Annotated in this window: 20 protein-coding genes; 6 read left to right on the top strand and 14 right to left on the bottom strand. The window is 45.8% G+C overall.

Features of this window, described 5'->3' with window-relative positions; genetic code table 11:
* The first annotated feature begins 30 nt into the window (after window positions 1-30).
* Complete coding sequence (locus CVV44_08680) at window positions 31-711, top strand: hypothetical protein (GenBank protein PKL38934.1); 681 nt, start codon at window positions 31-33, stop codon at window positions 709-711.
* 127 nt (window positions 712-838) lie between these two features.
* Here CVV44_08680 and CVV44_08675 read toward each other — a convergent pair whose 3' ends face one another.
* The 5 genes from CVV44_08675 to CVV44_08655 all read right to left on the bottom strand — a co-directional run bounded on the left by CVV44_08675 (window position 839) and on the right by CVV44_08655 (window position 5,981).
* The gene (locus CVV44_08675; protein ID PKL38933.1) at window positions 839-1,405 is read right to left on the bottom strand and encodes a hypothetical protein; all 567 of its coding nucleotides are present in this window, start codon (window positions 1,403-1,405) and stop codon (window positions 839-841) included.
* 193 nt (window positions 1,406-1,598) lie between these two features.
* A complete protein-coding gene (locus CVV44_08670; GenBank protein ID PKL39250.1) occupies window positions 1,599-2,147 on the bottom strand; it encodes a DUF1566 domain-containing protein in 549 nt (182 codons plus the stop codon).
* 1,014 nt (window positions 2,148-3,161) lie between these two features.
* Entirely contained in the window at window positions 3,162-3,725 is a 564-nt protein-coding gene (locus tag CVV44_08665; GenBank protein ID PKL38932.1) for a hypothetical protein, read from the bottom strand.
* 575 nt (window positions 3,726-4,300) lie between these two features.
* Window positions 4,301-4,537 carry a hypothetical protein gene (locus CVV44_08660; GenBank protein PKL38931.1) on the bottom strand — a complete coding sequence of 79 codons (237 nt, stop codon included), beginning with the start codon at window positions 4,535-4,537 and terminating at the stop codon, window positions 4,301-4,303.
* A gap of 169 nt (window positions 4,538-4,706) precedes the next feature.
* On the bottom strand, window positions 4,707-5,981 hold the full coding sequence (locus tag CVV44_08655) for a Bcr/CflA family drug resistance efflux transporter (GenBank protein ID PKL38930.1): 1,275 nt from the start codon (window positions 5,979-5,981) through the stop codon (window positions 4,707-4,709).
* 440 nt (window positions 5,982-6,421) lie between these two features.
* Here CVV44_08655 and CVV44_08650 point away from each other — a divergent pair, with 440 nt between their 5' ends.
* Window positions 6,422-7,075 carry a TIGR02453 family protein gene (locus tag CVV44_08650; GenBank protein ID PKL38929.1) on the top strand — a complete coding sequence of 218 codons (654 nt, stop codon included), beginning with the start codon at window positions 6,422-6,424 and terminating at the stop codon, window positions 7,073-7,075.
* Between the two features lie 223 nt (window positions 7,076-7,298).
* Here CVV44_08650 and CVV44_08645 read toward each other — a convergent pair whose 3' ends face one another.
* A complete protein-coding gene (locus tag CVV44_08645; GenBank protein PKL38928.1) occupies window positions 7,299-9,167 on the bottom strand; it encodes a hypothetical protein in 1,869 nt (622 codons plus the stop codon).
* 557 nt (window positions 9,168-9,724) lie between these two features.
* On the opposite strand from CVV44_08645, the gene CVV44_08640 reads away from it, so the two are divergent.
* On the top strand, window positions 9,725-11,818 hold the full coding sequence (locus tag CVV44_08640; protein ID PKL38927.1) for a hypothetical protein: 2,094 nt from the start codon (window positions 9,725-9,727) through the stop codon (window positions 11,816-11,818).
* A gap of 17 nt (window positions 11,819-11,835) precedes the next feature.
* Complete coding sequence (locus CVV44_08635; GenBank protein ID PKL38926.1) at window positions 11,836-12,888, top strand: hypothetical protein; 1,053 nt, start codon at window positions 11,836-11,838, stop codon at window positions 12,886-12,888.
* Between the two features lie 50 nt (window positions 12,889-12,938).
* Here CVV44_08635 and CVV44_08630 read toward each other — a convergent pair whose 3' ends face one another.
* The 4 genes from CVV44_08630 to CVV44_08615 are packed head-to-tail and all read right to left on the bottom strand — an operon-like array spanning window position 12,939 to window position 16,393.
* A complete protein-coding gene (locus CVV44_08630) occupies window positions 12,939-13,652 on the bottom strand; it encodes a hypothetical protein (GenBank protein ID PKL38925.1) in 714 nt (237 codons plus the stop codon).
* 4 nt (window positions 13,653-13,656) lie between these two features.
* The gene (locus CVV44_08625) at window positions 13,657-14,289 is read right to left on the bottom strand and encodes a hypothetical protein (GenBank protein PKL38924.1); all 633 of its coding nucleotides are present in this window, start codon (window positions 14,287-14,289) and stop codon (window positions 13,657-13,659) included.
* A gap of 37 nt (window positions 14,290-14,326) precedes the next feature.
* Window positions 14,327-15,481, bottom strand: a complete 1,155-nt coding sequence (locus CVV44_08620) for a uroporphyrinogen decarboxylase (GenBank protein PKL38923.1) — start codon at window positions 15,479-15,481, stop codon at window positions 14,327-14,329.
* Between the two features lie 24 nt (window positions 15,482-15,505).
* On the bottom strand, window positions 15,506-16,393 hold the full coding sequence (locus tag CVV44_08615) for a hypothetical protein (protein ID PKL38922.1): 888 nt from the start codon (window positions 16,391-16,393) through the stop codon (window positions 15,506-15,508).
* A 556-nt stretch (window positions 16,394-16,949) separates the two neighbouring features.
* On the opposite strand from CVV44_08615, the gene CVV44_08610 reads away from it, so the two are divergent.
* A complete protein-coding gene (locus tag CVV44_08610; protein PKL38921.1) occupies window positions 16,950-18,188 on the top strand; it encodes a hypothetical protein in 1,239 nt (412 codons plus the stop codon).
* A 190-nt stretch (window positions 18,189-18,378) separates the two neighbouring features.
* Window positions 18,379-19,188: a hypothetical protein gene (locus CVV44_08605; protein ID PKL38920.1), complete on the top strand. Its 810-nt coding sequence runs from the start codon at window positions 18,379-18,381 to the stop codon at window positions 19,186-19,188.
* Window positions 19,189-19,879: 691 nt separating this feature from the next.
* On the opposite strand, the gene CVV44_08600 is transcribed toward CVV44_08605, so the two are convergent.
* The 4 genes from CVV44_08600 to CVV44_08585 are packed head-to-tail and all read right to left on the bottom strand — an operon-like array spanning window position 19,880 to window position 24,486.
* Window positions 19,880-22,405 (bottom strand): penicillin acylase family protein, encoded by a 2,526-nt coding sequence (locus CVV44_08600; GenBank protein PKL38919.1) that lies wholly within the window; start codon window positions 22,403-22,405, stop codon window positions 19,880-19,882.
* 30 nt (window positions 22,406-22,435) lie between these two features.
* Window positions 22,436-22,831, bottom strand: coding sequence for a hypothetical protein (locus tag CVV44_08595; protein ID PKL38918.1), 396 nt, complete (start codon window positions 22,829-22,831; stop codon window positions 22,436-22,438).
* A 3-nt stretch (window positions 22,832-22,834) separates the two neighbouring features.
* On the bottom strand, window positions 22,835-23,665 hold the full coding sequence (locus tag CVV44_08590; protein PKL38917.1) for a short-chain dehydrogenase: 831 nt from the start codon (window positions 23,663-23,665) through the stop codon (window positions 22,835-22,837).
* The gene (locus CVV44_08585; protein ID PKL38916.1) at window positions 23,665-24,486 is read right to left on the bottom strand and encodes a short-chain dehydrogenase; all 822 of its coding nucleotides are present in this window, start codon (window positions 24,484-24,486) and stop codon (window positions 23,665-23,667) included. The genes CVV44_08590 and CVV44_08585 overlap by 1 nt, the downstream gene beginning before the upstream one ends.
* Window positions 24,487-24,503: the final 17 nt, after the last annotated feature.

The raw sequence follows: 24,503 nt of genomic DNA, 5'->3' as shown, positions 1-24,503 counted from the left end.
ATTTACATTCAATTATTCAGGGGGATCCAAATGAAAAAATTATTAATAGTCTGCGTAATAAGTGGTCTGATGTTGACCGGTTTAAAGGCCTTTGCCCGTGAAGGGCTTTTTGCCGGCATCGGGTTCGGATATAATGATATCACGAGCCAGACGACCTCTGATTATAAGGACGACGTCTCTGATGTAATTCAAACATGTACTAATGATAAATTTACTGATATGGTCCCCCTGACTGTTTCGGGGCATCTGCAGTACAATGTCCTTCGCTATCTTTTTGTCAGGACGGGCTTTAATTATACCTTCGCCACTGAAGGGAAATTTACCTTTACTCTCGGTGGCAGTGATTATGAAAATATGTATAATTTTTCTTCATGGGAAATACCTTTGACAGTTGGGATAAGCATCGATGTTGCCGACAGCAGGGGGAGTATATACCTGGGCCTGGGGATGAGTTATGGATCTGCCACTTTTAACTATACTTATGGATTAGATTCCCATAATTATCATTTCAAGAACAGCGGTTTTGGCCCCCATTTCCTGGCCGGCGCCAATTATTTTGTTACTGAATCACTGGGGCTTTTCTGTGAATTCCAGATGACCTCAAATCATGATCTTATAATAAATGGTATCGGTGCGGGGTATAAAAAAGGTTATAATATAAACGCGGGGGGAATGTTTTACCGCTTTGGCGTGGTGTATAAGGTTCTTTAATGTGCCGGTGGATTATTTTCTGTATTTTCCGGAATTGCAGTTTATGTTAAATAATGATTTAGCAATCGGTAATGATGGATTGAATATATATGCTTCTTTCACGGCAGAGGGTATGCGGCAGCGGATGTTACCAAATCCTTTTCTTTGGATTCGGCTTGGTGATATAACCAAAGACCTCGAAATCATATTTGAATTCACTGGCGTACTTTTTATTATTCCAGCCGGCATAATTCCCCATTGATGCCAGGTATAGTATGTTTCTTTTCGGGTCGATCATGACTTTTATGGGAAGCCTCCGGTCAAAAATATAATTATTTTTTGTTAAGCCGCTGTAATATCGAAAATATCCGTAATATTTACCCGTTATTTTATCCCTGGCTATTACCGCTCCTATTTCCGTGACATTAATACTGAAACGGTACATTTGCAGAACATAACTCTGGCTTCGCTCGTCCTCATAATATACCCATCCTTTTTCTTTCTCTTTGATATTGTAATTGTCAATATGCCGGAACACGGCGTATCCCCAACTTGAAATTTTTTCATTTTTAAGGATGTTGCCCAGCCTTGACAGATTTACATACTGTGGTTGGACGATTTTATTTTTCGTGTAATTTCTCGGGCCGGAACAGGATGTGAAGAAAAACATAGTAATGATAAACAGAGGTATCGGACATTTATTCATGATTTTCATTATCTGATTCTCGTACTCCTAAAAGATTGCACTAAGGTGAATAAAAATTAGTTTTCCCAATCTACTCCCCTTGACTGAGATTCAGCTATGTAATTTCCTGTAGGCCTAACACAACCAGGATCCAGCAACATTTTAACACTGTACTCCTATTGCTCTCTAAAACAGTATTTACGGATATTTATTTTTACACAGGTTAAAAATCCCTGATTGCTCTTACACGGGGAGTGCTGTCCTTTGTATAGCCGTCCTGATTACCTCTGCCAGCGCTGTTGAAGTCCTGGGTCCAGGCATAGTCTTCATCCCATTCAGACGAACTCCAATAGCCGCTATTCCAGAAATTGCCGACAATTGCCCTTTGCAGATATAACTCATTCAGTTCATCTCTGGATGGCAAAAACCAGTCAGTTTTACCACCCCCGGTGTAATCTCTGCATATTTTTGCCGCACTTGCGGCACCGCTATTTTGAGCAATTATGGCGTCGGTATTGGAAGAACCTGTTCCTATTTCGGTGGGTAAAGGACTGGTGCCATTCACAAGGGTATTAATTATAGTGCTCCACATGGAACTTATACTTTGGTCTGATGACGCCGCCTCCAGTCCATGTAATCCACCGTCTGTAATATAGAATACTATACCTGCACCGCTCGGACCAATGTCACCAATGGCATAGGTTTTGCCGTTCGAATTACCAGCGTCATCGGAAAAACATGATGGAAGAAATGATACCGGCGAAATGATCATACAAAACACAATGGGATAAGAGATACTTTTCAATATTTTACTCATATCGCCCTCCGATAAAAATTGATACGGGAAAAGTCAGCATCGAAATGGAGCTTGCAGATAATGCCGGCTGTTTCTGAATTGTGCGGTATACTACTCTAACAATCCCTGCAGGCTGTTCCCCTGTTTAATATATATTTATAGGGAAAAATATCGATATCAGAATAATTTGTATTGGAAAAAATCGACATTCCCTTATAACTTAGCTGTTCTGATGGAAACAGGGGAAATATAGTATATGGGAAAACTTACAGCGCTCTTTGAGAAGAGTAACTAGTGCTTTGCGATTTCGTGGTATGACCGTTTCACGGACTCGTTTTGTTTGTTGATAACGGCGGTAAGTGTCATCGAGATAAAATGTTTAAGCTCGTTGATAAAATGGGCCTGATCGTAATAACCTCACACGTAAGTAATATCACAGGTGTCAATACCGGAACTCGTTCACATCATTCTGTATATATGATTCAGACGGATGAATACCGAAAATTCCTTGGGAGTAAGTTCCATCGCCGATTTAAAATACCGCGCCAGTGTCCTTATGTTGAGGTCAAGATTGCTGCTGAGATTATGGATTCTCGTTCTGCCATTTGACTGTAGTATCGGCCTCATGGCATGGTCTATGCACACAAGATACTTTACTGCTTTTTAGACCTGCTCAAAATTTTTTAAAAAGCCTTACCTGTTCGGAATATTCTGCTAATAATTTGATATATTGGTCATCAGGAACGAGTTCCGATAACCCGCGTTGTGTCCCCTGGACCGGTTTCAGGCGGTGGAATTTCCTATGTTTCCAAGATTAAAGAATTTTGTAGAGAAAACTCCTGATGCCACCCTAACTTTTATAGTATACTGATCTTAGCTTAGAGCTTTCAGTAGCGCTTTGACTTCCGGGTTCAGAGAAGATAACCGAAGCGATTTAAAAAAGCTCTGCATGCCGGATGCTTTTGGTAAATATTGTTGATAGTTCCTCTCTTATTCATCAGTCACTCCATCACAGTCATTATCGATGGAATCATAAAGCGTCACTTCATCGAATTCATAGTCTTCTATCTGAAAATAATTGTTTTGCCAGCCCGATGATCCAGAACAGACTTTTAGACAGCCATTACAGACTCCTACCTGATTGTCCGCAAGAGGTGCGGTTTCAAAGTCTGAATCATCTCCATCAGTCGCTCCATCACAATCATTATCTTTACCGTCACATACTTCTACAGCATCGGGGTTGATGTTCATGTCACTATCATCACAATCCCCGCCCCTGGTTGCCGTATAATCTCCAGTCGGGCTGCAGGCAGTTTGGGTGTTGCCGGAAACCCCGTAGGTATCAATATCCATGTCAAGGAAATACGTGGTACCAGCATTAATATTCGTATCACCATCATCGCAGTCAGAACCGAGAGCACAGTTGACGCCATAGCCATCGCCGTCCATATCAATACACTGGTCATTTGAATTATCCGTATCCGTGCAGGTTGTTACAGTAGCCAGTACTGCCAGTGCTGAAAAAATAATCGCCAATAGCATGGTTTTTTTCATAAAGAATCTCCTGGTATTTTACTTTTTAAGACTACCGAACTGGAATGCAGCACTGATCGTACCGGCCATCGGGACAATCCATGGAGCCGAATGTCCCATACCCGTCAGGGCAGGTTGCATCCCAGTCAATGCAGGTTCCGCCAATAGCAGCACATGAACTGTCGGGAAGACAGCATTTCGCATCTCTTCCACCGGGGCATCCGAGGGAGGACCAGTCAAATGTCCCTTCCGCACAATCTTCAGTTAGAAGGGTACAGGTGCCTCCAAGCTCTTTACATTTACAGCTGGTACAAAAATTATCTACACACGCCTGGGTTGCGCTGCAGTCACCATCATCGACACAGGGAATTGGCTTAGTATCAATATCTTCACAGCTGGTTAGAAAAAAGACACTTCCCAGGGTAAACAGGCTCATGAAACAGATTGCAACACTTAGCTTTCTCATAGTTCTCCTTCTTCGAATCACTTATTTATAAATATCTCTCTGGCCAGGCACTGATGGAAAATCGGCATTCTAATACTCCGAAAATACTCTGCCGGCATGAAATACCGGTATAGCCATAAGGCAAACCGATCTAAACCATATTTTGAATATAAGTGTAATAGATTTTTACTGTGGGGGCATCGTGGTAAACCCGTAATACTTCCAAAAAATATCCAAAAGTATGCAAAAGAGGAGAAGAAATAATGTTTAATGTATTATTTAGAAAGAGGATTTTTAAAAGGCCGGGACAGTAATTAATAAGTTCGCTGCGTCTTTTGAGGCCTAGTTTACTGTAAATACTGGTAATATGGGTTTCCACGATTCGCATGCTTATATGTAATATTTCAGAAATCTGCCTGTTGGTGTTGCCTGGAAAAAATTTAAAAACCTTGCCTGTCCGGAATATTCTGCTAATAATTTGACGTATCGGTCATCAGGAACGGGTTCGGATAACCCGCGAGAAGGAGGGAAGAAAAGTCTCCTTGCGGAGGCCTTTCTTATTCAAGTGTCTGTGATATCCCTTCGAGGACCTTCTCCTGAATGTTACATTCTTCGTCAGGGTTTTCTTCCGTATACTTCTTCGTATAAAACATTATTGCCAGTGACACAAGGCTCATAGCAACAAAACCGCCAATAAGAGGCATCAGGGTGTCATTGAACAGCTGCCCGATGATGGTCCCGAGAATAAACTGTACAAGGGTGGATATGAATCCTACGATTGCTGCGCCAGTACCCGCTATCTTTCCCAGGGGGTCCATTGCCAGAGCATTGAGATTCCCGAACTGAATGCCTATGCAGAAAAATGTGGGGATAAAGTATACCATGAGAAGCCAGAGTGGCGGTCTGCCACCGGTTACTATTGACGCAACAAACATGAGGATTGAAAGCAAAGACATGACCTGCATTGCCCTCAGGGCCATTGATCGCATACCGAAACGCATGACCATCCGTGCGTTGCTGAGAGAGGCGCCTCCTATTGAAAGGGCGGTAATGGCAAAAAAGACAGGGAACAGTTTTCCCAGGCCGTAGATATCCTGATATATCTGTCGTGATGTATTAAGGTAACCGAGGAAGACCCCGCCGAGTATTCCGGCTATCATGGTATAACCGACAGCTGATTTGCATGAGAAATAGAACTTTAATGCCTGACCTATCCACCGTCCGGTAATTTCTCCACGATACTCTTCACGAAGAGTTTCCTTCTGCCGGCCTCCAAGCCATAAAATGTTAATGGCCGCAAGAGAAAGGAGGGCGATGAAAATACTTCTCCAGCCGGATATGGCAAGGATACCCTGCCCCATAGTGGGAGCAACAGCGGGAACAAGAATAAAGACGGTCATAACAAAAGACATTATCCGTGCCATTACCTTTCCGGAATACTGATCCCTTACCAGTGAAAGAGTCACGGTTCTTGGGGCGGCTGCCCCAAGTCCCTGCAGAACCCTGCCCGCCAGCATCATGGAAAAGGTCTGCGCAAAGAAAGAGAGCAGACAGCCGCTGATAAAGATTATATATCCCGCGTAGAGTGGGGGTTTTCTCCCGACACTGTCAGATATGGGACCGTAAAATATCTGACCGAAAGCAAGACCGAGAAAAAAGAATGATATTACCAACTGGCTTGCGTTGCTCCCTGAAACCCCCAGGGAAATACTGATATGGTCCAGTGCGGGAAGCATGGAATCGGTGCTCAGAGCCACAAGGGACATTGTCATGGCCATAAGGGCAATAAATTCACCCAGGCTGTTTGTGTTTTTATTATTGTGTGGTTTCATTTTATTCTGCCAATAGAATATTTATATTTGAATAGGGTTTAGGTTGCCTTTTTTTGTCAATTGAAAAGGAAGGGAGCCGGAAGAATAGAAAGTTGAATTGAGGTATTGAGGAAAACATCTTCACCTGGTTGCAGTCTACTACTGGATCGGTGGTGCCAGGGGTTGAGAAAAATAGATCCAGAGCAACAGTTGAAACAGACCTTGGCCTTTCAATAGTCAAACATGCTGTTGAACTTTAAGGCTGGAATATTAATGTAAACTAATTTCTCCGGTATACATAGCCGTTCCGATGGAAACTATGAAAGCAGCTTTCACCCCCATTCTGCACGTATGCTAAAACTATTCAGCCGGTCGCAGTATGTTTCCGCCCCTGAAATGATTGACAGGGCACGATCATTCGGGTATCCTTTCTTCATCAATCCACTCCGCAGGACGATGCCATGATACAGAAAAGCACACTTAATTTTTTAAAGAACCTGGGCAAAAACAATAACAGGGAATGGTTTACTGCTCATAAAGAGGAGTATAATAAGAGCAGGGCCGATATGGAGGAATTCCTCATGTACCTTATATCCCTGGTGGCAGGGTTCGATAAATCCATAGAGCACCTCATGCCGGGTGACTGCATGTTCAGAATTTATCGAGACACCCGTTTTGCCAGAGACAAAACCCCGTACAAAACGAATTTCGGTGCCGTGCTTTCTCCCCAGGGGAACAAGATGAAGCCAGCAGGATATTATATACACATTGAACCGGGCAGCTGCATGGCCGGGGGCGGTATCTATCACCCGGAACCGGCAGAGCTCTACAAAGTCCGGCAAAAGATCGAAAGGGAATTCCCCGCCTTCAGCGCCATCATAACAAAAAAATCATTCACGAAGTATTTCGACGGGATACACGGCGATTCACTGGTGAATGTACCACGGGGTTTCGCAAAGGACAGCCCGGCTGCTGAGTTCCTCAAGTTCAAGGATCTATATTCCATGGCACTCTTCACCGACCGGGAGGTCCTCGCACCTGACTTCGCCAAAGAGGTGGCAAAACGCTTCAAAGCGGTAAAGGAACTCAATGATTTTTTCCGCGACGCGATGTAAAACAGCTCGCTCATCAAAATGATGGTCGGCGAACAGTTTCCTTGTTATTAATGACAAGCGCCACAGCCGCCCTCGGAGAAATGGCCAGAAAATTTTTAAAAAGCTTTTCCTGCCCGGAATATTCTGCTAATAATTTGACATATCGGTTATCAGGAACGGTTTTCGATAACCCGCGTTGTATCCCATGAACCGGTTTCCGGTGACGGAATTTGCTATGTTTCCACTAAGGTATATTGTTTTTTAAATAGGGATATCCATTATTTATAGTCCCGGTTAGATCAATTGCCCAGATATTAGTAAAGTCCCAGCCGGAATAAATGCCCTGGTCAGTCATATCATTGTCTTCGCCAATTAGCTCTGTCGGGTATCCTGTTACGCCGGCGGGATCAGGGTCAACACTGCCTACGCCATCACTCAAACCTGAAGTAGTACTATCCCAAAAGCATGAATAATAATCAGCTGTTCCATAAGAAAGCCCAATAAAAGCGCCATAATTTGAACTGCCTGTTGAGACACTGCCTGTACTATAACAGTATTGAATTGAACTATTCCAGTTAACTGCTGAAAGACCTCCAATATTAAGGCCTGTAGTAGAAACAGAACATCTGCTGTATGAATTAATAATAGTACCAGAATTCCATAAAACTAATCCACCTGCATAATTTGCTGTTGTTGCAACTGTACCTTCTGAAAAACACCGGGATATAACTCCATAATTATGAGCAGCTAATCCTGAAACCTCAACTCTCCCTGAAAAATTACCAGATGCACTACATAAAGTAGTTGTCCCATAAGTAGTGCCGATCAATCCAGCTATACGCAAGTCACCTGCAATATTGCAGTTTCTGACATGGACATTTATTACACTACCAGATGCATTTATGTAACCCCAGAGAGCCTGATTTACCCCTGAAGTACGATTAATATATAAATTGTTTATACAGTACCCGTTGCCATCGAATGAACCAGCAAATTGCGCACTTTCACTTCCTATCGGAACAAATCCCTCTCCCGAGTTCCACGCCGAGGTGACAGATGCATCAATATCATTGATTTGCGCATAATATTTTGTTAAATTATTATTGATATCCTGAAGTTCATTCAATGTGCTTATCAGATATGGATATGTTTCAGTTCCATCAGGTGTACCGACCAGAAAAGTAACTTTCTTCGGATCATCTTCATTTTGCCAGTTGCCTGCCTTATCCTTGACTATAATCTGTACGGTATGTATACCATCTTCTGATACTGTTATATCGGTATTAATATCATTCGAAGTAGACCATACTGTATCATTGTCCACTTTATATTTATATTCAGAAAAATCTGTTTCATCAATATCAAGAATTGCAGATGAGTCTGTTGTATAGCCATTAGTCAGATTGTCCCAAAATGTAATATCATCTTTTTGAGGTGCCGATCTATCTGACTCCAAGCTAAATTGTAAAGAAGCATTATTTGACTTTAATTCTGTTAAAGCATCTGATGCTATTGAACTATTTACATCAATAGTAATTTCCCCATCAGCCGAAGGGGTAACATCCATTGTAAATTCTATGTTATCTGATGTGTTTAATATTCCCCTGGTGCAATTAGAAACAATAATATCATCTGCAGTAAATCCGATAACCTCTTCACTGAATGTTATTATCAGGGGAATTACTCCGGCATTTGACGGGCTTGTTTCTGACGATGTGATTGTTAAAGTTAAATCACTGCCGTCATATTCTATTGAAAATTCAGAAGCGGCTGTATTATCGTTGCTGGCATTGTCCTGAGCTATGGCTTCCGCTACATTTACTGTTACTGAAGCAGGGTCTGTATCCGGATAGAGATTTGCAGTATAAGTGGCCCCATTGACAGAAATAAAATCATTGATAGCTGCGTTGGTTACTGAAATATCATCGACACTAAAACCTGTTACAGTTTCACTGAAGGTAAAGGTTACTGGTATTGGAAAATTTGCAGTTGTTGCTCCTGCTGCTGAAGATATCACAAGAGATGGAGGCATTGCATCCGGAGGATCACTATTATCGATAGAACAGGAAGTGATTATAATTGATAAAAAAAATAAATACATAATTGCTTTCATGATTGAATACCTCTATTTAGCGTCAGAAAGACACCATAAAATAAAATTTTGGCTGGAGTTTAACTGTAATATAAATACATGTTACAGAACAAGACTTATTGCTAATTAATACAAACACACATCCTTAAAGCAACATCAATGCAATGAACAGTTCAGTTTGAGTAATAAACAGTTCGGAATCGGTAATAAACCCGATCCGGCGGCAGCAAAAACTTCCCCCCTACACCTCTGACGTTAAACAGATAAGTTATTTTTTCAAAAAACTAAAACATTCAGGAACGGGTTCAGATGAGACGTTTTGTGTCCCATCAACCGGTTTCTAGCGGCGGAAATTCCCGAATTTCAAATATAACGGTTACTGCTGCTGTTTGTGAAACAGGGGGGGATATTCAACCCCTTCTTGCAGGAAAACTTCTTGCCTTTATGAAGCGTTATCTGATAGTTAAACACCATAGTGTTGCGGATCCGGGACAGAGGACCCATTATTATGGGTTTCGGTCTTTTGTACCCCAGGGTCCCGGTATATATAACAACAGCAGGATAGTGGTGTACCGGTTATGTTCAGAAGCTCGTCATTTCTCCTTCTTTCCCTGATTATTGCCCTGTCGGGCTGTGCGGCCACCGGTGATGTAAACCGGAAAACGGACGCAATGATTGGTATGCTGAAAAAGTATCACTACCGGGACATTCCCCTGGGTGAGGACCGGGTAAAGGAAATCAAGACCGGGTTCCTGAAAGGCCTGGACCCCGATAAGTACTACTTTACCGAAAATGACCTGAAGGCTCTCATGGAGACGGGTCTGGACCTCTCCCTTCCGGGAAAGGGTGATTCGGCCCCCTTTGTGAAAAAGACATGCGATCTTTACAAGGCCCGCCTGAATGATGCGTTGAGCATAATCGAAAAAATAATGAAGAAGGGTTTTAATTACGGGATTGATGAAGAAATATCCTTCACCGGAAAGAGTTACTGCAGGGACAGGAATGAACTTGAAGATCGGTGGAGAAAATTCCTGAAATACCGGATGCTGGACCGTTTCTACCATGAGTATCGTGACAATAATCTCACCGTGGGCTACGAGAAAAGGTTCCATGAAATGGAAGAAAGCATCAGGGGTTCCGTGTATGAGCAGGAAAAGAATATCATCATCAACATTCTCAGGCACCCCGACGGATTTGAAAATGCCGTCACATCCCAGTATCTGAATGCCGTGGCGTCGGTATATGACACTCACAGTTCCTATCTTTCCTCCGTGGAAATGGACAGGTTACGCCAGAACCTTTCCGCCACAAGGATGTCCTTCGGCATCAATCTTAAGAGAAGCATAACCGGTGAGTTGAGGATAAACAGCCTGGTGCCGGGAGGACCGGCGTGGAGATCGGGAAGGCTTAACAGGGACGACATTGTGGTGGCGATAACAAAGATTCCCGGCAAGGATGAACCGGTGCAGGTCAGGGACAGAAGTCTTTCGGATATTTATAAAATATTTGGTGATGCTTCCGTAATGAAAATCATGCTCACCGTGGAAAAGCAGGGAGGCTCCCTTGTACAGGTACCCCTGGCGAAGGAAAAACTGGTCAACGAGGACAACATTGTTACCAGCTATGTTCTCAAGGGAGAAAAAAAGGTCGGGTACATCTATCTTCCATCCTTTTATACTGAATGGGACACGCAGGGAGCACCGGCCTGCGCCAGTGATGTGGCCAGGGAAATACTGAAACTGAAACGGGACGGTATTGAAGGGATGATTCTTGATCTCAGGGGCAACAGCGGGGGTTCGCTGTATGAAGCCATTCAGCTTGCCGGTCTCTTCATTGATGAAGGGCCCATATGCATCGCATCTTCAAGGAAGGATAAACCCTTTGTCATAAAGGACCATGTCAGGGGGACCGTGTACACCGGGCCGCTGGTTGTCATGGTCAACAGATACAGCGCCTCAGCGTCGGAGTTCTTTGCAGCAGCAATGAAGGATTACAACAGGGCCGTGATCATCGGCAGCCCAACATACGGCAAGGCTACTTCACAGATGATACTGCCGCTTGCCGATGGGGATGATAAGGATAGGGTTCCGGGATATGTCCCTGGATTGGATTATATGAGGATCACCACGAACCTGTATTACGACCTGCACCTGTCATCCCACCATAACAGGGGTGTGGCACCGCATATCACTCTTCCCGATATCCATGGCGCCGTGCCGGACCGGGACCGGAAGGATGTACTCTCCGTATCGCCGCTGAAGTACGACCGGGAACCGGTCATCGACAGGAAGGGGAGTCTTCCACTGAGTTTCCTGGTTCAACGAAGCCGGGCCCGGACAGGGGCAGGCACCCGTTTGAAAGAATTGGCCGTACTCAGCGAGCGCATGAGGCGTTACGTTTACGACCACGACAATATCCCGCTCACGCCTGAAGCCTTCCGGAAGCATATGAATATGCGAATGGAAATAATCCGGGCTGCCGATACCCGTGTATATAAAAAATCTCTTCTTTATGCAGTTGATAATAATTCCAGCGACGCTCCCCTGTGCAGCATGGACCCGTACAGGAAGGAAATGAGTGACGAGCTACGCATAGACATAGGAAGGGACGTTTATATTGAAGAAGCGTATTCGGTAATGAAAGACTATATACCGCTTTTCAGGGGAAGGTAAAAACCATGAGAAAACTAATGAACTATTTTTGTATTATGAGCGTGATCCTTGCATTTTCCACAATCCACGCGGGAAGCGAACCCGCATCTGACCAGGAGGCCGGGAAAAGCCCGTCAGTGGTCTATCTTGAGTCATATACCGGTGAAATCGGTGAAATCCAGGATGCAATATGGAATTTCATAAAGCTGGGAGCCCATAGCAATGACGCAAAGGCCATTGAGGGGGAACGCAGGGCTGTTATCATGCGAATTAAGAAGCTGGTGGAGTTCATTAAGGAGATAAAGCCCTATAACAATGATACAATACTGAAAAAGGCCTTTTCCGATTATGTCAATTCACTGTTGTATATCATGGAGGAGGACTATGGCAAACTGGTCAACATGGAAGAGATTGCCGAACAGTCCTATGACCTGATGGAGGCCTATCTAGCAGCAAAGGAGAAGGCTAATGAAAAGTTTTCAGCTATTGCCAACGAAATGGAACTCAAGCAGAAAGAGTATGCCGCGCTGTATAACATAGACCTTATCTTCGATGAATCAGAGACGGTGAAGAACCTGAGGGAGGCCGGGAGGGTGACAAACTACCATGACTCGGTCTACCTTATCTTTTTTAAATCACACAAACAGGAACTCTATCTTCTCGATGCCGTTTCGCACAACGACATAAGCAAGATTGAACAGAATAGACTCACCCTGCAGAAATACAGCCAGGAAGGATTGAAAGCGCTTAAAAATATCAAGCCATTTAAAAACGACAACTCCCTGAAAATAATATGTCAGAAGCTTCTCTCCTTTTATTCTGCGGAGTCCATGGAAAAGATGCCGGTTATGCTGGACTTTCTCATGAAACAGGAAGCCTTTGAAAAACTTAAAAAAGCCTATGAATTGAAGAAAGAAGACGAGAGGACCAGGGAGGATGTTGATCTCTATAACGCTAAAGTAAATGAAGTGAATGAAGCAGTCAAAAAATATAACAGTACGGTGAAAGCCCTCAATGAGAAAAGGTCGGATCTGATTAATGAATGGAACGGAGTCGAAGCTGTCTTCTTTGACCGGCATGTGCCCCGGTGATGAAGAATTTAAAAAATACATAAATAAATATAATTATTGAATTTTTGTAATCATACCACAGTATCGCTGCGGGATTCCCTTCGGTGAGGACAGTCCTGTTTGCCGCAGTACGGGCATGGGGTCCTGTGGGATATCCGTCCCGCGCCCAGTATGATACCGGATACCGATTTTATGGGAGTCATCATGCCGTACTCATTGATTTTCACGCCGATTGATTCGGCGTCGATGAGCGAAAAAAGGGCCTTTTGGCCTTGGCCTGTTTCCCAGTCGCAGTATCCCGGGCTGAAGCGAAGCGAGGCCTCAAGTCCCTCCGTGGCGAAACGGCGCTTTACCTCTTCCTCTATCAGGCCAACATAGTGCTCAATAAGAACCGACCCTGCTGCGTCAAGAAACAGGGACTCAAGCATTGAACCCTCCATGATCTTTTTCATTTCTCTGTCGAAGCCATGTCCCAGTGTTGCCACGAATACGCTTATCCCCGCCGGGCTTTCATAGTGCTGCGTGAGGTGATATAGTTTTGCGCTTTTGAGCACCGCGGAGGAAACTTTCAGAACACCATTCCCGCTACTCACAAAGGGGTGCTGACTTATAATTGATCGGGGGGCGGGCAGTGACAATACGCGTCGGGCCATTTCTTCCGCTTTTCGGTGCATCGCGTCATTTGCCTGTTCAGGAGTTTTAAATCCTCCCTGCACAAGGATTGCCGGTACCAGTTTGTCGGGATGCGGTGCTGTAAATTGTGCCGTGTATGTATATGTTTTCATTGTTTCAAGTGAGTGTTGCCAGTATCCGTTTCAGTTCATCCGGCGCGGTCACGGCGCTATCCGCGTAACCATGGGCGCCCAGGGTTTTGGCAATATTGTGATCAAGCGACGCTCCGCCCACAATGATTCTGATCCCCGGTTGCGTCTCTCCAAGCCATGTGATAATGTCTTTCATGGGGGCCAGAGATGTAGACATCATCGAGGACAGGGCAACAACCGCCTTTTTTTTCCCGGTGATACAACTGCGGACCTTTTCCCTGGTTACGTTTTTGCCCATGTCAGTAACTGTATATCCTGAAGAACTCAGTACTGCCGCCACAATATTCTTACCGAGGTCATGGACGTCACCCTCCACCACGCCGATAAATACGGGAATCCCCCTGTTTCCGCGTACACTTTTTTTAACAAGGGATGCCCCTGCTTTAAAAGCGTCAATACACAGGAGAAATTCAGGGATGGATATGACTCCATTACGAAAATTGAGCCGTGCTTTCTCAATACCGCCGGATAGCGCAGCAATAACATTTTTTTCGCCCGCGGAAGATATGTCTTTTTTGTTCAGAATATCACGTATTTCCGCTTCGTTGCCGTCCAGGACCGCTTTTTCAAGAATTGTTATGTACTCACTTTTTTTCATGGTATGGAACCATCATTCCTGTCAAATTTTATATGTTTCAGCCGAAACGTCTGGCCGCTTCCATCATGGCGAAAGCATTGGTGAGGGGAATATTGGGCGGGTATTCGCATCCCGGCGCCAGTATATATCCGCCGCCCCTGGCCATAACATCTATCTGACGCCTGCATTCATCCATCACCTCTGATGGAGTTCCGTGAATAAGGAGTTGCGTGGGAATATATCCGATGATGGTAACATCCCTGCCGTATTTCTCCTTTAATTCAACTATATTCGCGCAATCATCGGGGAGATGGGCTATACTCAGTACATCCGGCTCCATCCATTTCAGCTGCACATCGGCATAGGGTCCGTGGCCGCAGTTGTGTACTCCCACCATGCATCCCTTCGCCTTTATGGCGTTGCTGATATCGCGGGCAAAGGGGCCCTCAATGTCTTCCCACACCTTTTTTGGCAGACCGCTCTGGCTGGCATACAGTGTATCAATGGCGATCGCCGGAATCCCCGCATCACACTGCGCTTCGGCGTATTCAATGAGCACACCGGTTATCGTCTCGCAGGCCCTGCGCACTTCCTCCGGATACAGCATACAGTCTTTGAAAAAATTCTCGGCGCCGCGAAGCATGCTCAGTATTCCCGCAGGACCGAATATAAATCCCCCCACAAGGCCCCGCAGTCCCACGCGCCTTACCATGATTTCGCAGAGTTTGAGAAATTCCTGCATTCGCCGTGCTTCCGAAAGTTTGATGGGCTTCAGTTTTCCGTATCCGTCTTTGTTTTTTATTACGGGTCGTGAATAATCGGGCCGCGCGGTGCTCATGTCGGGATATTCCATGGCCTGGCCGAAATCCGCGGCCTCAACTGACAGGTCAAGCATAAGGACTATGAGATCACCTCCCACAAATTCCCATCCGGAATAGAAAACATCAGCGGCCTTTTCACCGTCAAGAGACAGGTCAGGGAAGGATATGCCGTTAATCTGCCGTGCGGCTGAACACAGAAGCGGTGTAACCGGTACGTGATCGGGTTCACGATGAAAAAGCGCGGAAAATGTCCGCTCCACAGAGGTGAGATTGGAGATCTTACCTCTCATGTGTATGGCCGAGGCAACGGCCTTTAGCAGCGGTTTTGGTATTTCATTGGGGGGCGGAATAATTCCCTGTCGCAGGGCATTAAAAATTTTTCCTGTGTTCATATTCTGTTTACCGTTATACGAGATTTATTGAGTAAATTCCCTTTTTACCATTTCAATATCAAGGGGGAGCGGTTTGCCGCTGTCCCGATACAGGGAAAGGACGTCACGGTCGCAGCGTTCAACGCAGAGACCGCAGCCGAGACAGAGGTCGGTATCATACTCAAGCCCGTTATTCTTAATCGAAAGAGCATCCACGTGGCAGAACTCCAGGCATTTGCCGCACTGATTACATTTTTTCCGATCAATGGAAATTGAATATCCCGATGAAGCGCTCTGTGACAATCTTTTATGAAATTTTCGCGTCACCCTTGTGGCCCTGAGACTGATACAGTGTTCCGGACTGCAGCTGCAGATGACCCCTGTTGAGCCTCCCGTGGCAACCTTAAAGAACGCCTGAGTGATATTTCCTGTCTTTCGGTGAGCTTCAATTATTGCCCGGGCTTCAGCCTGGGTTATTTTCCTCGCGTTGTATTTTTCACAATGTTCAAGCCAGAACGTGGATAACTCCTTTCCAATGGCTATACAGCAGTTCACTTCTTCGAATGGCGGGAGCACCTTCCGGCATGGACAGTCCATTACTGCTATTGCTTCAGGATCGCGAAATAGTATTTTATAGGCATACTTATAGGGAATTATTCTTTTGTTCAGGGACGATACGGCGGCGATGTCCTGATTCAGTTCAAAAATTTTCGCTGTATCCTCCGGAACCAGTACCTTGGCGTGAAACCGCTGATACATGGCGTCAATAATGGGATTTAATGGTTTGAGCCAGGAGACTTTTCCCATGAGGTTGATACAGAAAAGAGCGGTCCGGATATAGGGCTGATAAAAAACGAAGTAGATGTAATGGTGAAAGAACCTGTCGATTCGCCATCCATGTTTTCTCAGTATTATTTTTGTCGAGTTTTTCAAACAGGTTATCCCCGGTAATGAGTTTTCACCTGATTGAAGGATCATAAAATTGTCAATGATTTAATATATAAATATATGTATTCAATATATGAATTGATAATGGCATGATTTGTGGTTTAAAATCATTGCCGCTGTAATAATTACCGTCTTTGATATATAGGAATCTCCGCCAACTGTTACCGGTCCATGAGACTGAACATTTTTTATCTTAACTTGTTTCAGGCGACGGAAATTTCGGAATATCCAGACCGTAATAGACCTTCGAATTCTGATAACCTGTATCCAAACGGAAATCATGATCCAGCTCCATAATTAATCATAACGACAAAAAAATAATTAAAATGCGACTTATCATTGACTATCTGCCAATGATAGTACTGAATTGCCGTATCAGTTAGTGATTACTCCCAGTTTCAGGAAATTTCTTTATGAAAATACAATTCTCTTCAAATAGATTCCTTTTTTCCCACATAACCTTTATTCCTTACAATACCTCTAAATCAGAAAAATATCCCGAATTCTTTTTTGGGCGCAATCATAGGCTAAGCGGTTTTAAGTGAATATTCTATCTTTCCTAGCAGTCATTGCTCTGTCAATTACCCTGATAGAAGGCATCTATATTCTTTTTTTAAATGCCAGGTCAGAAACCAACCGGCTTTTTTTTCTAATATGTATCGCTATCTCCATCTGGCTTATTGGGGGAGCTTTCGGATATTCCGCACAGACAAAAGAGGCGGCTTTTTTTTGGTTAAAGGTTTCCTCTCCGGGTTTTATTTTCATGCACACCTTTGTACTGCATTTCACCATCCGGTACACAGGACTAATTAAAAAGATTCCGATCTATCCGTTTTATATTCCGTCCTTCTGTTTTCTTTTTATCAGCCTTTCCGATAACCTGGTCTTTGTAGATATTTACCGGTCAGAAAAATTCTGGGAAATGGTTCCCGATTATCAGTCTGTTGCATTTTATCTGCTCATTGCTAACTATCTCAGCTATTACCTTCTTTCTATCGCTCTTCTTTATGTCAGCATAAAAAAAACAGAATTTATAAGAATCAGGAAGCAGAGCCGGCTTATTCTCATTGCCATCATTATAACTATAACAAGCTATAACATTGAGCCCTTCCTGGGCCCTCTATTTTTTAACTATCATACCTATGGTCAGGCCCCGCTATACAGTATTGTATGGATATCCATAATCTGGTACGCAATAGTTAAATACCGTTTTCTTGGCGCACATAAAAAAACACTCACCATGGAAGTTTTCAATTCTTTACATGAAATGGTGATAATCACCGATAAAAACAAAACAATCATTAATATCAACAGGACACTGCGGGATAGGCTTGGCCGCCCTGAAGGAATCTTTTCCTTGCAGGAAATTTTCCTTGAGCATGAGTTATTGCAGAGGTTGATCGATTCAATCGGGAATAAGCCGGTTTTAGACATTAATCTCAACCTGGTGATATCTCAATGCAGCATCGTTCCGGTAAAAGCATCCCTTTCTATTTTCCAGGACCGGTTTCAGGATGATCTTGGATTTATCATTACAGCACAGGAAATAACGGATAATTATCACCTGCTTAGAAAAAACATGGTTACTAAAAGAGAAAACCAGCTGATACAGCTTATCCTTGCCGGTAACTCCAACAGGCAGATCGCGGAAACCATGGGTATTTCACTCCGCACTGTTGAAACTCACATAACACATATATTCGATAAACTGGGCCTAAAGAACCGCATTGAGCTTATTAATTACTGCAATGAATCTCCTTCAGCCCCCGCAGATTTTTAATCATAGTATTGCGGATATTTTAAATAGATTTTATATCCGTTTTTGACAATTTATTTTTTGCGATATACGGGTTTACCACGATGACAGATCATGTATTAAATGATACTGTACTTATATTAGTATTCAATGTTGATAAAGATAGAGCGGAATTCCCATGTATCAATGAACTTGAGTTAAGGGGAGGAACCACATGTTAAGAATAATAACACCTTTTATAGTGATACTGATAATGTTCTCATCCTTTTTACTCTGCATGGATGATACACCAGAAAAACTGGCAGAAGGAACACCCTGCACAGCTGATGACGCTCCCCTGCCCAACACGGGAATAACTGAACCGGCAGGAGTTGGAGGATGCCCTGACGGAATGACGGCATTGCCACAGGATCCAGCAGTATGCATGGACCGCTGGGAGGCACACCTGGAAGAGGTGACAGGCTCGGGAAATGCCCCCTGGTCGCCATACAAGAATCCGGAAGACAGAACAATGATCGCGAAGAGCGCGTCTGGGGCGGTACCACAGGCATACATAAACCAGGTACAGGCAGACGAGGCCTGCGCCCAGGCTGGGAAACGACTCTGCACGAACGCGGAGTGGATTATGGCATGCAAAGGAACATCAAATTCCACATATCCCTACGGAAACGATTTTGTGGCTGACGCATGCAACATAACGCGCACTGTCCACCCGGCAGTAGAATACTTTGAAACCGAAGATGTCTGGATTTACAGCGAACTGGACCATCCATGCCTGAACCAGCTTGATAGTACGGTGGATAAAAGCGGAGAAAACACGGGCTGCGCAGCAGAAGGGAATATCTACGACATGCATGGCAATCTGAACGAATGGACATCTGATCTAGATGGAACACTCAGGGGAGGATATTACTATGACGGAGTCATCAATGGTGTGGGGTGTAACTACGCTATAACCGCGCACAACCTCTACTACAGAGATTTCAGCACAGGATTCAGATGCTGCGCCGACAACGGCCCATAAACCGGTTTACGGCGAAGGAAATTCCTGTATATCAATTCTTTGAGAACTGGAAAAACTCTCTCAAGTGTAGGATTTGTTGAGGGATTGAATAATAAAAGCAGTGTGATTCAGAGAAGAGCCATTTAAAAATTTATGTAAGTATATTGTAAGGCTCGAGTCAAATATATAATCTTAATAATCAATGGGCTAATGAAATAAAGACAATATGCAGCAGCGCAGAAAAGCAAAGGGCCATCCCTGCTTTTTTATGCAGGTTTATATTGACTTTAACAATATGAAGTCCAGATAGAAGCTGAAATATAACAAGAATCAGGTTTGTTATTCCTGTTATGCCAATCATTAAACCATACATATAATCACCTCGTTGATAATTTAATGTTTAATTCTAAATATTATTATTAAAAATATAGCAAAAGTCAAGACTATTTATTATAGTCTGATTTTTGCTATATTATCAACAGTATTCTTGAAAAAAGGCCGCTTACGGATTATAGGTGTTCGCCCAGATGTGGTCTCGGGTTCCATCACTCTGTTGCCACACGGCCACGGCTTTACCAGTGGCAGTGACGGCAACCTGGGGATCCCTCGCGTTTTCCGTATTATCTATACTGTCGATCATTTCAGGCGAAGGAATTTCTTATATATCCAAACAGGAACCCCGCGCTTTTGCGCGGGATTCCTGTTTGGTATCTTATTTTTCAGGAGCGATTCGCATTACACTGTCATATTGCTTTTCCACGTTCTCCTTCCGGAAAGGCATGGGTCTCCCCTCCCCGGTAAGGAATGCCGGAATCATGTCGCCGTAATGGGGGCTCGAGGGATTTCCCGACTGGCCCGGTACGGTGATGAGCGACATGGGTTCGTCCAGGCCGAAATCAACGATCATGCGCATGGCCGGGATGTTCCAAGTATCGAAATTCTCACCCCAGGTAAAGGTTGATACGTTGACCGAATGGACATCGCCGCCGGCCGGGAACGGGCCGCGGTTCAGGTATCCGTGGAAAAAGCTGGTCTGCTTGGTGAACTCATGCTTCCAGTGATAGGTGTGTATTTTTCCCCACTGCCATTTTTCCCGGTTTTTACTGATACGGTCTTCCAGGAGAAGGATTGCGCTGTCCAGGGCCTCGGCCAGGATATCCTCACGCGTCTCCACTTTCCCGGTTTCCGTGTTGTCCCAGAAAGGTGATTCAGGCCGGTACAGGAGATGATCCTCGGGAGCCGAGTAGGACATCATGGTGACATCGAGAAAGGCCTGCCACTGGAGGCTTTCTTCACCGCCCAGTTCGTCAAGGAAAATGCCCCGGGTGACGCAGTGCATGAAGGCGCCCATGACCGCGGCATTGGCGCTGTTTGCCGACATGACCGCGTTGAAGTTTTTTGGAGAGAGCAGTGCCAGGGCTTCCAGGGCCCGGGCTTTTTTCTTTTTATTCTTCCAGCCTTTGATAATCTCTTTCAGCCTGCCGTTCACGGGGTCGGAGTAGAGCAGCCGCTGTACTTTTTCAGCCATGGAGGAAAATTGCTCTCCCTGGAGCTTCAGCATGTCTTTCATGGCGGCCTTATCCATTTTTTTCAGAACACTGGCAATCCGTTCAGCCCGGTCAGGGTGATACCATGAACCTGTAAGCTGGTAAGGAAAATTTTTCGGCACGGTACGGTTATTGGCCGTGGTAATGAATCCCTCGGCGGGATTCATGCTGAAGGGACGTTTGTCAGGAGCAAGAAATCCAGTCCAGTCATACTCGCCGGTCCATCCCGGAGACGGCAATATCCCCTTCCCCTTTTTCCGTAATGGGAATGAACCCGTGACCTGCCAGGCAATGGAGTCCCGGTCGCCGTACACGATATTGAGATAGATAGCCTGCACATTCCGCACGGCCTGCTGGGCTTCCCTGATATCAGCGGCCTTCCCGATATCATAGAAGGCCTTCAAGGTCCGGTTTCCCTGCTCCATGGCCCACGAGAGGGATATGCCGTACTCCGAGGTCATGGGGAGGGGCTGCACGGGCATCTCCGGCGGAAAGGGAACACCGGCCAGTCCCGTATTCAGGAGCGGGCCATGGTTCGTTTCCAGCAGCACTACTTCCACGGGTTTCCCGCCCTGCATATTGAAAGTTTCTTTCCGTTGAATCGCGGGAAGCCATTTGCCTTTAGAGAGGTATTCCACGGTGCCGCCTTCAGTTCTCATTTTTTCGATGAAAAGGTCCTGGCTGTCGGCCATGACCATGGTGGCCCCCCAGGCAACGCGGCCGTTATATCCCAGGGTAATGAAGGGGACACCGGGGATGGTAACTCCCGCAGCTTCGTAGGTGGGACATTTGAGGTGCATGAGCATCCAGGCGTTGGGGATCATGAGCATGAGGTGCGTGTCATTCTCCACGATGGATTTCCCGCTGGCGGTCTTTCGGCCCGACAGGGCCCAGTTGTTCGATGCAGGGACGCTCATGGGTAATTTCTGTTTCATTTCCCTGCGGAGTTCCATAAAGGCGGTCTTAATCTGAACGATGCTGTCGGCCGGCACGTCTTTTAATTTGGCGGCTTCTTCGAATGGTATTTTTTCATCGGGGTAGACGGGGAAGAGCCAGGCCGCTTTCTCGTAGCCGAGTTTTGCCGCCAGTATGAGAAAATCCAGTTCCTCGATGAAGTTACCGGAAACGTCCATGTTGAGCATGCCGAAGACATAGAGGGTATCCTCGGGCTTCCATTTCTCCGGTTTATAATCCGTGAGGATGAATTCGGCTGGAAGGTTGTTGTGACTTTCCAGCCAGGCATTGACGCCCCGGGAATAATTTTCCAGAATGCGCAGGGAGGCGGGGTCCATTTTTTTCATGGCGTCGGAGACGAATTTCTTCGCGTTGAGGCTCCGGATGAAGATATCCAGCTTCAGGGTGTCCTCGCCGGCGATTTCGGCCAGCCTCCCCTGCATGAGCATGGACATCATGACCATCTGCCACAGGCGATCTTCGGCGGCGATGTATCCCGAGGCGAAAAAGAGATCGTCCTCATTTTTTGCCTCTATGTAGGGGACACCGTAAAAGTCGCGCCGGATGATGATTTCATCGTTGATGCCCGACAGGGTAATGGATTCAGGAAGGGGTTCCACGGATTTGTCGAATTTCTTCTGCATAACGATGCAGCCCGGGAGCATGAGGATCAGGCCACAAGCCAGTGTGGCCATGATGACGAAGCGCCGTCGTTGATATGATTTTGTTCGATTCATGTCAGTCCTCCAGTATTTTTCTGACAGCGTTTATTTCAGCTTTACCACGAGGGCGATGCCGAAACAGACGCTCCAGAGATTGATAAAGGCATTGAGCACCAGGTCCATAGTTGAGATGAGATACATACCGTTCTGTATGTTGAAGCTGAAGTCCAGTACGCCCAGGAAGGCAAGGGCGCCGCCGCCGGCCACCAGGAGTGTCGTTCCCAGGGGGATTCCTTTGAGATTCAGTATGCCTCCCGCGAGCATGACTATAGCCAGGATGATATCGGGAAGCGGGAAGGAATGCTCATAGGCGAAGTAGCACTGCGGCGGATTTTCCGGCGCCAGGCCCACGGTAAAGAAGCCTATCCAGAAAAGGATGAGGCCGGCGGCGGTGATAATGCTGAGCACGGGGATTGCTTTGCCTGTTTGTTCTTCAGTCATGGCTTATTCTCCTTTAATGTTAAATTTTTTCTGATACGCGAGTTTTTTCTTTTCGCCGGATTTCTCCAGCATCCGCCAGATGGGCGGGATAAGGGCGGGAACGCAGGTGAGGATTTTGGGAAGCGTCGCCGAGAAGGCCGGCACGTATGATTCGATCTTTTTACGTGTGATGGCCCGGTATACTGCGCGGGCCACGGCAGCCGGTTTTGCCGGTTTGCCAAGGAATGTGAGGGGCGAGCCGCCATGGACCGCCTCGTAACGCAGCATGGGCGTATCAATGGAATCGGGGAAAACGGCGCCCGCAAAGATATTATGTTTCTTCAGTTCAATATTCAGGGTGAGATTGAATCCCCTGAGGGCGAACTTCGTGGCGCTGTATACGGCACTGTGGGTTTCGGGCACAATGCCCGCCAGGGAGGATATGGTGATGATATATCCTCCTCCCCTCTTTTTAAGGGGATCGATGACGGCGCGGGTGAAGTTCATGGCCCCCACCTGGTTTATCATGATCTGCCGGTCCATGTTTTCCCCGGTGCAGTCCTCGAAGAGCCCGGGATGTATGATGCCGGCGTTGTTCACGAGGATATCAATGCGGCCGAAACGCTTCTCCGTTTCCTCTATGGCACGCGCTATGTCACTGCGCTGTGTGATATCACAGCGAATTGTCAGATGTTCCCGGCTTAGCAGGTCAGCCGTCTGTGCCAGCCCCTTTTCATTGATGTCGCAGAGAGCGCAGCGTATCCCTTTCGCATCAAAGAGGCGGGCGATTTCCGTGCCGATGCCTCCGGCTGCGCCGGTGATGATGGCCACTGATCCTTCAAGGTTTTTTGACATCAACCCCTCCTCTTCTGGACCTTCTTGATGTCCATGTCCATGACAAAATCAACGACTCCCGGAAGAAGGCGTTTCATAATATAGGTGAATTTTCCATCCAGGTTGGGAATGATCATGAAGGTTTTCCCGCCGATCTCCTTCAGCAGGACCCGGGCTACGTCATCGGGGGACATGATTTTTGCGGCAGCGGATATGGCCTTTGTTTCATCGGGTTTGGTCGTGTTTTCCACGGCAAATCCCGGCGTGTCCGTGTCGGGGGGGCACAGGACCTGGACGGAAATATTGCTGTTTTTCAGCTCGCTTTTCAGCGCCTCGGAAAATCCCACAATGGCGAACTTAGAGGCGCTGTAATCGGTATATCCGAAAACGCCGATAAAGCCCGACATGGACGACGTGTTGACTATGATACCGCCCCTTTCCTTCATGAAGGGGGTCAGGACAGAACAGGTGTTCCAAATACCGTACATGTTGATGCGCATGGTCTCGTCGAACTGGCTAAAGGAGATGTCTTCAAAGTTTCGGGGATAGGCCCGTCCTGCGCAGTTGATGAGAATATCGGGCGTGCCGAAATCCCGGACAGCACGGGTCATGGTTTTCTGTACGGCCTTGAAATCCGAAACATCGAGCTGCAGGCAGTCCACGCGCTGCGAGGGGTTCTTTCTGCTTTTCCCGATCTGTTCGGCCGCCTCGTCGAGCCGTTTTTTGTTTCTGGCAAAAATCATTACATGGCCCCCCTCCCCTGCCAGGAGTTTTGCTGTTGACAGGCCGATGCCGCTGGAACCGCCGGGAATGAATACTGTTTTTCCGATGAAATCCTTCATGATATTCTCCTGTGATG

This window comes from Spirochaetae bacterium HGW-Spirochaetae-1, assembly GCA_002839375.1.
Classification (GTDB): Bacteria; Spirochaetota; UBA4802; order UBA4802; family UBA5550; genus PGXY01.
The sequence above is the reverse complement of the archived record's forward strand: the minus strand, read 5'-3'. Positions and strand labels throughout refer to the sequence as shown.